This window comes from Bradyrhizobium elkanii WSM2783 (genome assembly GCF_000472865.1).
Lineage (GTDB): Bacteria > Pseudomonadota > Alphaproteobacteria > Rhizobiales > Xanthobacteraceae > Bradyrhizobium > Bradyrhizobium elkanii_A.
Genome location: NZ_AXAP01000141.1, coordinates 1 through 12602 on the forward strand (window position 1 = coordinate 1; position 12602 = coordinate 12602).

The following is a 12602-nucleotide window of genomic DNA, read 5'->3' on the forward strand; positions in this document are numbered from 1 at the left end:
CTAAAGCGTGATGGCATTAGGTTCGATAACCTGAATTTTCGAGATAGTTCGCGCATTCTTCAGAGGTGAATGCTGGCAAGGCTTCACCGATGGCGGTGCAGACGGTATCGACAGTTCGGGCGGCCGCCTTTCGGAGCAGATGTTTGAGCTTGGCAAAGACCTGTTCGATCGGGTTCAGGTCGGGCGAGTATTTCGGCAGGAAGAACAGTTTGGCGCCGGCAGAGCGAATGAGCTGGCGCACGACCTTGCCCTTGTGGCTGCCGAGATTGTCCATGACCACGATATCGCCGGGGCGAAGGGTGGGCAGGAGAACTTTCTCGACATAGGTCCGAAAGCTCGCGCCATCGATCGGTCCTTCGATGAACCATGGCGCATCGATCCGGTCATGGCGCAAGGCCGCCAGGAAGGTCATGGTCTTCCAGCGGCCATGTGGAACCTTGGCGGGGAGTCTGCGCCCGCGCGGCGCCCATCCCCGCAGGGGAGCCATGTCGGTCCTGGTCCAGGTCTCGTCGATGAAGACCAGCCGTTCAGCTTCGACGCGATCTTGATACTTTGTCCACTGGGCTCGCCGCCGTGCCACGTCGGGACGATCGCGTTCGCCAGCCACCACGCTTTTTTTTGAAGCTGAGCTTCTCGGCGTGCACGAAGTCCCACACCGAGTGGTAGTCGACCTTCAGGCCGCGCCCGGCAAGCTCGGCAACGAGCCCACGTATGGTGAAATCGCCGTCCTTGATCCGTTGCGACAGCCAGACCGCGTGGTCTCCCGAAACCGCTTTCGGCTTGTGACCGCCCATCTGGCCCGGAGCAACGCTGCCGGTCTCATCGACCCGCTGCATCCAACCGATTGCCGTGCTGATCGCAACCCCAAACTGCTTGGCCGCCTGATTGCGGGACATCCCGCCCTCGATCGCGGCCACCACGCGCTTGCGAAGATCCAGAGAGTAAGGCTTGCCCATCCATGCTGGCCTCCTGCCCAGCCAGCATGGTGAATCAGAAACTCACTGATTTGGGAATCCCAAATCGATTCAACTTAACCCCATCCCGCTTTAGGCCCACGACGCGGTTTGCCGGATCGATCCAAAACTGCATGCCATAGATGCCGCCCCACCCGTAGCTGCCCGCCGGAAGGCGGCTCTTGGCTGCAGCCGGATCGATCACGATCCCAAAGCCCAACGCGAAGCCCCAACCCGACCCGGGAAGCGTCGGCATGTTGCCGGTCGCGTTCTGCGTCATCTGCCGCACCGTTTCCGCGCGGAGCACCCGCACGCCGTCGAGTTCGCCTTCGTTCAGCAGCATTTGCAGGAACCGCCCGTTGTCCCCGATAGTGCCGCTCATGCCGGCGCCGCCAGAGTGATAGGCGGTCAGAGAGAAGGCGCGGTTCGGGTCGAAATCGGCGGTGCCCTTGGTTGGAGGGAACGGCACAGCCTCAGGTGCCACCACCGGAACGTAGCCCGTGCCGAGTGCGCCCGTGACCTGTGCGGGCCGTGTCACCTGCACGAACCGTGAGCGCATGGTCTCAGGTGCGTTGAACACAAAGCTCTCAATGCGCAGAGATCTTGCGATGCGCTCGGTTACAAAAGCTCCCAGGCTGGCTCCCGTCACCTTCTCGATGACAGCCCCGAGCACGTCAGTGGCCAGCGAGTATTCCCAGCCTGTACCAGGCTGATAGCCAAGCGGAACGAAGGCGAGACGCTGCATCGCTTCGGCCGTGGTTACCTCGCCCTGGTCTAGCCCGTCGGTCACGCGCGCTTCGCGGTATGCATTAACGAGCCGGGGATTATTGATGAAGTTATAGGAGAATCCGGCCGTATGGGTCAGCAGTTCGCGAATTGTCGGCGGCCTGCTCGCAGGACCCTCAGTGCCGTCAGGACCGCGCACCTGCAACTTGGCGAACTCGGGCAGGAAACGGCTGACCGGATCGTCCAGGCCGATCCCTGCCCTGCTCGACAAGGATCATCGCTGCCACCGAGGTGACAGCCTTGGTCATTGAGGCGAGGCGGAATATGTCGTTCTCGCCGATCGGCACGGCGCTCCCCACCTTGCGAACGCCGACGCTGCGGCTGTAGACCGGGCGGCCATTCTGAAGGATCAGCACCACAATACCCGGAGTACTGCAGCCTTCGACCAATTCCTTAAGGGTTTGATCAAGCTTCGCATTGCGCGCTTCGGGCGAAAAGGCCAGCGCCACCGGGGTGGCAAGGAGCGCGAACGCTACCAGTCCCGCCCCGAGCACACCGATCACAAGACGACGTGAGATCATGATGTTCCTCCCGTAGAGCTGTTCTGAGCATTCTTCGCGACAGCGGAATGAAGTTATTGAGGCTGCCGGTATCCGATCCATAGTAGCGCAGACATTTCGAGCCATCCGAACCCCATACCTGCGGCCGACGAAGACATGATTCTTTCTGGGGACGGGGCGACTCAGCATCCGCAAGCTGGTGGGAATGCGCCCGGCGCCAAGCGGGTCTATCCTCGAGCGCAGTTCATGGCTTCGCCGCCCAACTCCCGCTTGCTCGCGGCAAAAGGCGGACAGAGCTCGCTCTCAAGCGGCTTGCGTTGCGGCGGTTTGGTGAGTTTGGCAGTTGGTCGGACAAACCCGGGCGCAGGCGCCGCAACCGATACAAGCGCCTTGGTCATTCATCACCATAATCTTCTTCTCGATCTCATCGTCTTCGTCGTCGTCCAGATCGACAAGATCGCCCTCCTCGTTGATGCCCTTCAACGTCATGACGTCGCGACCGCAGACTTTGAAACAACGGCCACAGCCGATGCACTTCTTGGCATCAATCGACATCAGGTACTCCGGTGTCCAGTCACGGCCGTCGCGCGTTGCAAATGACATGATCGGATACCCTCTAAAGCAGTCTGCTGAAAAAGCTTGAAATGGAGAGTTTTCGTATTGTCGGCGGTCGTTGTTGGAGCGGCGCGGTGGAGTTGGATGTAATTTTTTAACCTGTTGGTTGGTGCCCCCCTGACGCGGGGTGGCTAAACGGCAAGCAGTTTGGGAATCCGGATCAGGTTATAGGCGATCAGATTGAGCAGGAAGTCGGCGGCGACGCGAGCGATGCCACGATGTTTGGTCTTGCGCATCGTGCCATGCTGCTTGCCCCATCCGAAAATGCACTCGACCATCGCCCGGCGCGATTGCGACATGCCGTATCCCGGATGCCGCGCGGTTCGTTCGTCGATGGCGCTGTTGCGGTTCTTGCCGGTTTTGGTGACGGCCTGGTTCTGCGTCACATGCGGTGTCACGTTGATGGCACGAAGATTGGCCACGTGATCGGCGGTATCGTACGCCTTGTCCTCACCGGCCGTGATGCGGCAGCCTGCGGCTTTGCGTCTCGCCTTCAGCATGGTCTCCGAAGCCCGGCGTTCGGCGATGCCATTGGCATGCGTGACCCTGCCGGCCACCGCCAGCCCGTGCCGGTTCTCCATGGTGGCGTGGCCCATATAGCAAAGCTTGGCCTCGCATCCGGCCGCCTTGCGATAAAGCCTGCTGTCCGGATCGCTGGTACTCGCATGGGTGTCGTTCTTGCGCTTCTGGCCGTGGAAGTTGGCGCCGTCATCATCGTTGCCGCTGCCGTCCTTGGGGCGAAAACTCTTCGAAGTCCAGGCTTCGATCAGCGTCCCGTCCACCGAAAAATGCTCGTCCGACAATAGCGATTTGACCTGAGAATGGTTCAGAAGCTTGGTCATGAACTTCGTGAACACATCGCCGTTCTGCAGCCGCTCCCGGTTCTTGGTGAAGGTGGTCGGGTCCCAGACCGGGTCGTCGGGCGAAAGCCCCACAAACCAGCGGTACAAAAGATTGTAGTCCAGTTGCTCCATCAACTGGCGTTCCGAGCGGATGCACACTTGCAGCAGCAAGGCGCTCAGCAATCGCTCTGGAGGGATCGAAGGACGTCCCTCGTTGGGATAGAGCCTCCCAAGGCTGCGGTTCAAATCACTCAATACATCCCGGACAAGTTCCCGGACCTTCCGCAGCGGATGGTTCGCTGGCACACGCTTATCCGGCGCGATGTACGAAAAGAGGCCGCTTTGATCCGTAAACCTGCCCCGCATGATCGTCTCCGCCGGTTCGAGATGATAAAAGTGAATCATCAAGCTCCCTCCGTGGCCAGGGGGTTCTTCAGCAGACTGCTACTAGGCCCTTTCCAGGGCCTTGAGGTCCTCGCGCTTGCGCTCGAGTTCGGCAAAGGCATCGTGCGCCTTCTGCGCCACCGCCATGATCGAGGTCCAGTTGACGGGCAATTCCTCCGAGAGGTCGTGCAGATCCATCTTGGCCTGCGTCGCCTTGGCCGATAGCTTTTTCATTTCTGCTTTTACGATTTCAAGATCGCTCATGAGCTGCCCTCAATAGTTCGCCACGTCGGGAAATTTCCGGATCATCTTGATGCCGCCTTTGACGTATTTGTCACCCTCGGCGGCGAGCTTTGCGAGATTGTCGAAGCCGAAACGATGCACATCGCGCAGGCGCTTGTTCACCACGATCAGACGGCCGCCGATCAACACCATGCGACCAAAGCCTTCATGGTGCATCTTTAGCATCGCATGGATCATCACACCCGTCGCTTTCTCGATCGAGAGCGCGACCGCATTGAAGAACAGCTCCAGCCGCCAAACCACATCCGGATCTGGATCGCCAACGATCGGCAGCGCGCGCCGCTTTTCCTTATCCAGAATATACGGTTCGAGCAGATCGAGATCGCTCTTGCCGTCCCAGGCGCCATAAATGTCCTGGGCGCGCCAACTCTTAACCAGTTCTCTCACGAATGGCGCATCGAGCGTGTTCTCTGGTTGCACGATATCTGCAGCTGCAGTCATGGCCGTCCTCATTCTTCGAAATCGAGCGTGCGCTGCTGGTCTTTTGCCAGCGCCTTGCGCAGCCAGGGCGGCGGCGTACCCTTGAGCACTCGCTCGAGCTTCTCGACGAGGGCGAGGATGTTCTCGGGCTGACCCACCTTAATGGGATGTATATTGTTGGCCACCACGCGGGCGGCACCGGAGCCGCCGATAGCAGCGACATAGAGGATGGCGCAATCCTTGATCGCCTCGATCTTGGGCGCGAGCTTGTCCTCGTTGCCGTCCTCCTTGAAATCGCCGGCGAACTGGACCGCCTTCAGGAATACGTGCCCGCCCGGCCCAACATCATAGATGGCGATGTTCTTGGCCCAGCCAAAATGCGCATCGACGCGCCTCAAGTCCTGGGTAGCGAATGCGACCTTCATGCAATCGACCTCTCTGCTGCCTCGATGACGCTGAGGCCGCCCGGCCTAAAGGGCTGACTCCAGCTACGCCAGCTGTCGGGCGTCGGCCGGTGATTTTCCTCGCGGTCGGCGATCACGAGATTGGCGATTTTGAAGATCAGATCGCGCGTGCCGCGATAGCCGACGGATAGCTGGTGTCCCGCGCCGATCCGATCGAACATCGGAAATCCCGCGCGGTAAAATGGAATCTTCAGCCGCGCCGCCGCTTGGCGGCCATGCGAATGCGTAATCAGCAGATCGCACCCCCTCGTCCTAGCAAGCTCTTCCAGATCCTCAAGATCGCCGATGAGCACCTCCTTGGTCTCGATCCGCTCCAGCACCGGGGACTGCGTGGTTGTCACGGCCGCGGTGACCTGCGCACCCATCTCGTGCAGCATGCTGGATAGGTCGAACAAGAGGTCTGGCTCGGCACCTATCGCAAGCTTGCGGCCGCCGATATGGAAATGCGCGTCCAGCATCGCGTCTGCCAGCTGCCCGCGCTGGCGGCGATATTTTGCTGGCACAGGGCGGCCGCTGATCTCGCTCAGGAAAGCAATGAATTCATCGTTGGGGGTGAGGCCGCAGAGCCGCTCGAACAGGCGAAACGGCACCCCGGTCTTGGCCTGCATGGCTTCTGCCGCCCGTCGCATCTGCGCACCAATCGCAATGGTCCAGCTGGACCGGCCCATGCTCGCGACTTCGTCAACCCCGATGCCGCCAATGCTCGTCGGCGTAAATTCGTCCGGGATATGCCCGTCCAGCGATCCCGCAAGATCAGGCAGGAAGGATGGCTTCAGACCGAAATCCTCCAGGATGGTTCTCAGTTCGTCGAGGTCACCCGGCGTCAGATGACATCCGGGGAGAACATTCACCCGCGCGGGATCACGCTCTGCCTCGGCCGGCAGCGCCTCCGTCAGCACCTCGACGAGGCGTGCCACCGTCTTTTCCCAGCCGTCCTGGAAGGCATCCTTGAAATCAGGCGTCGAGACAAAGATCAAAGGAAAATTGGCGAGCTGCGGATGTTGCTCGCGGATCAATTTGATGTAGGCGTCGACATCATCGCCATTGGTTTCGGTGACCCCGGTCGAGCAGATCCCGATGATCTCCGGCTTGGCGCGATTATAGATGTTGAGGATAGCCTGCTCGACATTTTCATAACCGCCGAGCACGGTCGCCACCTCGCTCATCGCAGTCGTCTGCAGCGGCACCGCCTCCTTGAAATGCCGCACGAACAGCGTGAGCCCAAAGGACGTGCAACCTTGCGAGCCGTGCAAAAGCGGCATCGCCCCACGCAGGCCCATGAAGGCGAATGCGCCGCCGATCGGCTGACTGATCTTGAGCGGGTTGACCGCGCACGCCTTCGTCGGCGTGGTAACAATGGCCATGACTTGTCCTATTCCGCGGCCCGCAGCATGGCAGGCGGCGAGGAAACCGGCATGGTGGCTAGGACGTCCTCGATGCGCCTCTTGCAGCAGCCACCGAACGCGTCGGTGTGCTGGCGGACTGCCTCGACGCTGGTCAGGCCATGCGAGCGGATCGCATCCTCGATGGTGCCGAGATCGACTTCCTTACAGAAGCAAACCTTTTTCGCGCGCCGCATCGTCTGCGGATCGGCGGCGATCTCGGCAGCCCGCCCACGCATCTTCGTGATCGTCTCGGTCTGCCGGTTCTTGGCCACCTTGTCCCACGGCACCGGTCGACGCAGCTGCTCCCAAATCGGGTTGAACAGCGCCTTGTCGATCTCCTCGACCAGCTTCACCATACCGATATAGCCCATGTAGGCGTGGCAGCGCTCCTGGTTGATGTCGAGCCAGGGCATCGCTGCCTTGAGCGCAACAAATTGCGATTTGCCACCCGAGAGCATGATGTCCGCTTTCGCGTCGGTCAGCATTTTGTATATCTCGCGCGGCGTCATGTCCTCAATCATATGGGCATCCTGCCCCATCAGCTCCTTGATGCGCTCCTTGTCCTGCTTGGTGGATTTCTTGACGCTGGTGCCGACCAGCTCGAGCCCCGCCTCCTGCAGCGCAGCCACCACGGACCAGGACTTGACACCGCCGGTGATCAGTAACGCCCTCTTCCCGGCAAAGCGCGGCTTGTACGGCTCGATCGCGGCCCAGGCGCGCGCCTCCTCCCGCGCGATCACCGTCTCGGTGCGCCCGATCAGTTCGGAAGGCGCGCCGCGTTCGACCAACAGCCGCGCGATCTCGCGCAGCGAACCGCTGGAATCCTGGATGCCGTAGAACGATCCCTCGAAGAACGGAATGCCGTAGCGCTCCTCCATCTTGCGCGCAACGTTGATCATCGCCTTCGAACATACCAGCATGGCAGCGCGCGCCCGGTGCGAAGAGGCAACTTCGCGATATTTGCCATCGCCGGAGATGCAGGAGAGGATGCGGATGCCGAGCTCGTCAAGCAGCGGCTTAACCTGCCAGAGCTCGCCGGACAGGTTGTATTCCCCGATCAGGTTGATGTCGTAGGGCGTGGTGTAGTCCGGCTCTTGCGTGCCGATGACATGCTCGAGCAAGGCCTCGCCGGCGAGCTTATTGCCGAGGTTCTTGGGGCCGACGAAGCCCGGCGAATTTACGGGAATGATCGGTTTGCCGAGCTTTTGCGAAGCCGCCTTGCAGACCGCATTGATGTCGTCGCCGATCATGGCGGGGACGCAGGTCTGATAAACGAAGATGGCCGGCGGATCGTACTTGTTGATGATCTCCTTGATTGCCTTGTAGAGACGCTTCTCGCCCCCAAATACGATGTCGGTTTCGCTCATGTCAGTGGTGAAGCCGGTGCGCCAGATGCTGGCATCAGAGGAAGACGCACCGCGGTTGTCCCAGGAGTTCCCCTCACAGGCGATCGGACCGTGCACCAGATGGGCGACGTCGGTAAAAGGCTGCAGCGCGATCTTTGCACCGTCGAAGGCGCAGCCGCCTGCGGCGCCGCCCGGCTGTAGCTGCTTGTTGCAGCCCTTCTTGCGCTCGGCAACCGACTTGTTGGCGTTCTTGGCGCAGCCCGGCTCATTAAAGATCTCTTGGATCCTGGCCGATAGCGAACTCATCCATCTCTCCTCTCAACCGAGCTTGTGCGCAAAGATCAGCCCATCTGCGCTTAGGCCATCGCCGATGTTTGGCGGCGATGGCGCCCGCGTCATTCGTCATCAACGAATGATGTCGAAGCTATAGTCGGTTTCGCCGAGAACGTTGGTCTTCTTGTCGATCTCGTCGAAGATCTTGTCGAGAATCTTCACGAGCACGTTCATGCCGCCCTGATAGCCCCACACCGGAGAGCGGTGATGGTGATGCCGATCAAAGATCGGAAAACCGATGCGGATCAGTGGCACACCGGTGTCGCGCTCTAGATACTTGCCATAGGTGTTGCCAATCAGGAAGTCGACCGGCTCGGTGAACAAGAGCGAGCGCATATGCCAGAGGTCTCGCCCCGGATACGCGTGGCAGTTCTGTCCAAACGGCGAACTCGCAAACAACGTCTGCATTTTTGCCTCCCAATCCTTGTTGCCGTTCGTCGACAGCACATGGATCGGCTCAGCGCCAAGCTCGAGCAGGAAGGCAGCCAACCCGTAGCAGAGGTCTGGATCGCCATAGATTGCGAATTTCTTGCCATGGATGTGCGCACTGGAGTCAGCCATCGCGTCGACCAAGCGACCGCGCTCTCGCGCCAATTCCTCGGGGATATCCTTGCCAGTGATGCGCGACAGCGCCACGAGGAACTCATCCGTTGCGGAGACGCCGACCGGATAATTGAACGCTACGACCTCATGGCCATGATGTGCGATGAACGGCAGCGTCTTTTCCGTGCACCACTGCTGCATCGAGATCGTTGCCTTAGCGTGAACCGCCTTCGCGGCGTCTTCCAGCGTGGTGCCGCCGTCATACATCCGGAACTCGCCGTCGGTTGGTGTATCAAACACATCGGAATTGTCGGCGAGAACGGTGTACTGGATTGCCATCAACTCAAAGATGCGCTTGATCTCACGGATGTTGCCGACGGTGTAGCCGTCAAAGCCGCCGATAAAGTTGATCTTCTCGTTGGGCACCCGCTCAAGCTTCGGCGTTGTTCCGGCCTTGCCGTCCCAGAAATGCTCCAGGATACCCTTGAGCGCATTATCATAGCCGGTGACGTGGCTGCCCACGAAGGCTGGCGTGTGCGCGAACGGCACATCGAAATCCGCTGGAACCGAGCCTTTTTCCTTGGACGTTTTGATGAAGGCGTTAAGGTCGTCTCCGATCACCTCCGCCATACAGGTCGTGGAGACCGCGATCATCTTGGGCTTGTACATATTGTAGCTGTTGGCGAGCCCATCAATCATGTTGTTCAGCCCGCCGAATACGGCAGCGTCCTCCGTCATCGACGAGGAGACGCAGGAGCTTGGTTCCTTGAAGTGCCGCGACAGATGGCTGCGGTAATAGGCCACGCAGCCCTGGGAGCCGTGCACGAAGGGCAGCGTGCCCTCAAAGCCAACGGAGGCGAACACCGCGCCGAGCGGCTGGCAGGCCTTGGCTGGGTTTATCGTCAGCGCTTCGCGCGCAAAATTTTTCTCGCGATATTCGGGCGTCTTCGCCCATTCCCTGATGCGTTCGACCTCCGCGGGATCGCGGGGATTCTCGAACATCTTCTTCTTATTGGCCAGCATCTGCTGGTATTCCGGTCCGCGGAACAGCTCGAAGTGATCGAGCACGTGTTCTGCACTCTGCGCCATAGGTAGGATCCTTTCAAAAAAGCGTCATCAATATCAGCTCCGGCCCTCAGGCTGAGAGCCGGTCACTTTGCGTTATTCGGCAGCTAACAGTTTCGCCTTTTGGACATCCTTCCAGGGCGCCTTGGTCCTCTTCCAGATCGGCGAGTTGATGGCCATGTCCATGTCGCGTGCGAAGATCGCAAATCCGTCATAGCCATGATACGGACCCGAATAGTCCCAGGAGTGCATTTGGCGGAACGGCACGCCCATCTTCTGGAAGACATATTTCTCCTTGATCCCCGAGCCGACCAGGTCAGGCTGTACCTTCTCGACGAAGCGTTCGAACTCGTAGCCGGTGACGTCGTCGTAGATCAACGTGCCATCCTTGACGTAGTGCTGGGCGGTGCGCTGGTAGTCGTCATTGTGGCCGAACTCGTAGCCGGTGCCGACGACCTCCATGCCGAGATCTTCATAGGCGCCGATCACGTGGCGCGGACGCAGTCCGCCAACGAACAGCATCACGCTCTTGCCTTCCAGGCGCGGGCGATATTTTGCGACCACCGCGTCCACCAGCGGCTGATATTTTGCAATCACCCGCTCGGCACCCTCCTTGATCTTGTCGTCGAAAAAGCCGGCGATCTTGCGCAGCGACTCCACGATCTTAGAGGGCCCGAAGAAGTTGTATTCGCACCATGGAATCCCAAACTTCTCCTCCATGTGGCGTGAGATGTAGTTCATCGAGCGGTAGCAATGCAGCACATTAAGCTTCGCCTTCGGCGTTGCCTCGAGCTCTGCCAGAGAACCGTCGCCGGACCACTGCGCGATTACGCGCAGGCCCATTTCCTCCAGCAGGATTCGGGATGACCAGGCGTCGCCGCCGATATTGTAGTCGCCGATGATCGCGACATCGTAGGGGGTCGGCTCAAACGTCGGCTTGCCCTCGGGCGAGACCTTGTCGAACACCCAGTCGCGCACCGCGTCGTTGGCAATATGGTGGCCGAGCGACTGCGACACGCCGCGAAAGCCCTCGCAGCGGACCGGCACGATAGTCTTGCCGCCATATTCCTTCGACTTTGACCTGGAGACCGCCTCGATGTCGTCACCGATCAGGCCGATCGGGCATTCCGACTGGATGGTGATGCCGTTGTTGAGCGGGAACAGCTCCTGGATCTCGTCAATGATTTTGACGAGCTTCTTGTCGCCGCCGAACACGATATCCTTTTCCTGGAAATCGGAGGTGAATTGCAAGGTCACGAAACTATCGATGCCTGTCGTGCCAACGTAATAGTTACGCCGCGAGCCCCACGAGTACTGTCCACAGCCGACCGGACCGTGGCTAATGTGGATCATGTCCTTGATCGGGCCCCACACCACACCCTTGGAACCCGCGTAGGCGCAACCGCGGATCGTCATCACGCCTGGGATCGATTTGAGATTGGACTTGACTCCGCAGTCCGACTTGCCGGCCTCGTGAACATTGAGGTGCTTGGCGCGCCGTTTCGCAGTCTTCTCCGGATAGATCTTCAGCACCTCCTCAATCAGCTCTTTGTTGCGGGCTTTGATTTCCGCGATGCTCTGGGTCGTGGCGAGACTCATGCTGATATCCTTCAGAAGGTTTCCTGTTGCGATGACGGCTCTCGACCAAGAGTTTGCAACGACCATGCCAGCCGCGGCGTGAACGCAAAAATCCACGCAGTTGGAAGTAGATAGCCACACTCGCGCGGCTGACCGGACTGTTGTTGCAAACCCGACATCGAACGTGTCCACGGACCTGCTCGTTTGATCCTGTTCGAAACAAAACAAGCCGGGCACGCATGGTTTTGCACCCGCGGATTTTCCACACAAGCCCGCGAGAGTATTGCGATACTTGCCGGGGCCTACTACCGGAAGCTATCTAACGAAGCGACCCAGCTGCAAGGCCGCGGCAGCCAATCTGGCTCACGGATCGTCGCGAAGCCCGACCGGTGCACACCTCACCCGCGATGGTGCCTTGCGCGTGGCCTCGCCGCCATCCTGCTATTGGGTCGACCAACCAGGGAGATCGTCGCGGCCGACGCGCGGGGGGTGTTCGAGCGCCTGAGCATCTCAAGCCGCAGCGCCGAACGATTTTTAGCTCCATGATCTTACGTGTGCAGCCGAGGCCGAGGCTGCCCTAGCTGATACGCGTTGACGCAACTAAACCTGATCCTCGACTCTGCCGAGAGACCCGCCCTGTGCTCGAGACGAACCGGCTCGTGAGCGCGAATGATGACGAAGGCGGCGTGCGCCATGAACTCAAGCGGGTGTAGTAGAGATCATGAAGAAAACGCCAGCTCTGCCGCACATCCCAGCGTCGCCCGGATAGACCAGCGGCTACCCGGTATGCGGTTGTCTGCGTCGTTCTTAATCAGCGTCGAGCTATGGCGGAATCTGGGTGATGACGGCCTGAGAAGGGCGGCGTATCGAGGCGGGTAACCAGCCAGCCAGAACCTCTTATGCAGAGCGATACGCCATGAACGAGAATAGCAAGATTGTAGAGCTTCGCCAGCCTGGCGCGATGGATGATCCACTGACGAGTATTTTGCGGCATGGAGCACGCCAGCTTCTTGCGCGGGCGATCGAGGCGGAGGTCGCCGACTTTCTGAGCGATCATGCCGATTTGAAGCTGCCGGATGGGCGTG

At 59.9% G+C, this 12602-nt stretch carries 12 protein-coding genes and 1 pseudogene; 1 reads left to right on the forward strand and 12 read right to left on the reverse strand.

The genetic code is table 11. The features are described from left to right. Positions 1 to 16: 16 nt before the first annotated feature. From YY7_RS59690 to nifD, 12 genes are all read right to left on the reverse strand, one after another. Positions 17 to 956 (reverse strand): IS630 family transposase gene (locus YY7_RS59690; RefSeq protein ID WP_433994517.1). Its coding sequence is split into 2 segments (ribosomal slippage): positions 17 to 619 and positions 621 to 956, totalling 939 coding nucleotides; the frame shifts between segments, so codons are not numbered across the junction. A gap of 34 nt (positions 957 to 990) precedes the next feature. Next, a complete protein-coding gene (locus YY7_RS55715; RefSeq protein ID WP_080664179.1) occupies positions 991 to 1950 on the reverse strand; it encodes a serine hydrolase domain-containing protein in 960 nt (319 codons plus the stop codon). Continuing rightward, positions 1865 to 2260: a serine hydrolase domain-containing protein gene (locus YY7_RS57335; protein ID WP_051397342.1), complete on the reverse strand. Its 396-nt coding sequence runs from the start codon at positions 2258 to 2260 to the stop codon at positions 1865 to 1867. The genes YY7_RS55715 and YY7_RS57335 overlap by 86 nt, the downstream gene beginning before the upstream one ends. A 282-nt stretch (positions 2261 to 2542) precedes the next feature. Next, a complete protein-coding gene (fdxB, locus tag YY7_RS0147440; RefSeq protein ID WP_028169131.1) occupies positions 2543 to 2842 on the reverse strand; it encodes a ferredoxin III, nif-specific in 300 nt (99 codons plus the stop codon). Positions 2843 to 2985: 143 nt separating this feature from the next. Continuing rightward, a complete protein-coding gene (locus tag YY7_RS0147445; protein ID WP_028169132.1) occupies positions 2986 to 4062 on the reverse strand; it encodes an IS5 family transposase in 1077 nt (358 codons plus the stop codon). Positions 4063 to 4143: 81 nt separating this feature from the next. Continuing rightward, on the reverse strand, positions 4144 to 4344 hold the full coding sequence (locus YY7_RS0147450) for a CCE_0567 family metalloprotein (protein WP_028169133.1): 201 nt from the start codon (positions 4342 to 4344) through the stop codon (positions 4144 to 4146). Between the two features lie 9 nt (positions 4345 to 4353). Continuing rightward, entirely contained in the window at positions 4354 to 4824 is a 471-nt protein-coding gene (locus YY7_RS0147455; protein WP_028169134.1) for a NifX-associated nitrogen fixation protein, read from the reverse strand. A gap of 8 nt (positions 4825 to 4832) precedes the next feature. Further along, entirely contained in the window at positions 4833 to 5228 is a 396-nt protein-coding gene (gene nifX, locus YY7_RS0147460) for a nitrogen fixation protein NifX (protein ID WP_028169135.1), read from the reverse strand. After that, complete coding sequence (gene nifN, locus YY7_RS0147465; protein WP_028169136.1) at positions 5225 to 6631, reverse strand: nitrogenase iron-molybdenum cofactor biosynthesis protein NifN; 1407 nt, start codon at positions 6629 to 6631, stop codon at positions 5225 to 5227. Before nifN ends, nifX begins: the two co-directional genes overlap by 4 nt. Positions 6632 to 6639: 8 nt before the next feature. Beyond that, entirely contained in the window at positions 6640 to 8304 is a 1665-nt protein-coding gene (nifE, locus tag YY7_RS0147470; RefSeq protein WP_028169137.1) for a nitrogenase iron-molybdenum cofactor biosynthesis protein NifE, read from the reverse strand. A gap of 99 nt (positions 8305 to 8403) precedes the next feature. Continuing rightward, on the reverse strand, positions 8404 to 9963 hold the full coding sequence (gene nifK, locus YY7_RS0147475) for a nitrogenase molybdenum-iron protein subunit beta (RefSeq protein ID WP_028169138.1): 1560 nt from the start codon (positions 9961 to 9963) through the stop codon (positions 8404 to 8406). Between the two features lie 72 nt (positions 9964 to 10035). Continuing rightward, the gene (gene nifD, locus YY7_RS0147480; RefSeq protein ID WP_028169139.1) at positions 10036 to 11538 is read right to left on the reverse strand and encodes a nitrogenase molybdenum-iron protein alpha chain; all 1503 of its coding nucleotides are present in this window, start codon (positions 11536 to 11538) and stop codon (positions 10036 to 10038) included. Between the two features lie 895 nt (positions 11539 to 12433). Here nifD and YY7_RS64155 point away from each other — a divergent pair. Further along, positions 12434 to 12602 (forward strand): annotated as a pseudogene (locus YY7_RS64155) (IS256 family transposase); the annotation flags it as partial.

Excerpts from the sequence above, each read along its gene's own strand:
- nifE (WP_028169137.1), bottom strand. The coding sequence starts at position 8,304 with ATGAGTTCGCTATCGGCCAGGATCCAAGAGATCTTTAATGAGCCGGGC.
- YY7_RS0147450 (WP_028169133.1), bottom strand. The coding sequence starts at position 4,344 with ATGAGCGATCTTGAAATCGTAAAAGCAGAAATGAAAAAGCTATCGGCC.
- YY7_RS0147445 (WP_028169132.1), bottom strand. The coding sequence starts at position 4,062 with ATGCGGGGCAGGTTTACGGATCAAAGCGGCCTCTTTTCGTACATCGCG.
- nifX (WP_028169135.1), bottom strand. The coding sequence starts at position 5,228 with ATGAAGGTCGCATTCGCTACCCAGGACTTGAGGCGCGTCGATGCGCAT.
- YY7_RS0147455 (WP_028169134.1), bottom strand. The coding sequence starts at position 4,824 with ATGACTGCAGCTGCAGATATCGTGCAACCAGAGAACACGCTCGATGCG.
- nifD (WP_028169139.1), bottom strand. The coding sequence starts at position 11,538 with ATGAGTCTCGCCACGACCCAGAGCATCGCGGAAATCAAAGCCCGCAAC.
- nifN (WP_028169136.1), bottom strand. The coding sequence starts at position 6,631 with ATGGCCATTGTTACCACGCCGACGAAGGCGTGCGCGGTCAACCCGCTC.
- nifK (WP_028169138.1), bottom strand. The coding sequence starts at position 9,963 with ATGGCGCAGAGTGCAGAACACGTGCTCGATCACTTCGAGCTGTTCCGC.
- fdxB (WP_028169131.1), bottom strand. The coding sequence starts at position 2,842 with ATGTCATTTGCAACGCGCGACGGCCGTGACTGGACACCGGAGTACCTG.
- YY7_RS57335 (WP_051397342.1), bottom strand. The coding sequence starts at position 2,260 with ATGATCTCACGTCGTCTTGTGATCGGTGTGCTCGGGGCGGGACTGGTA.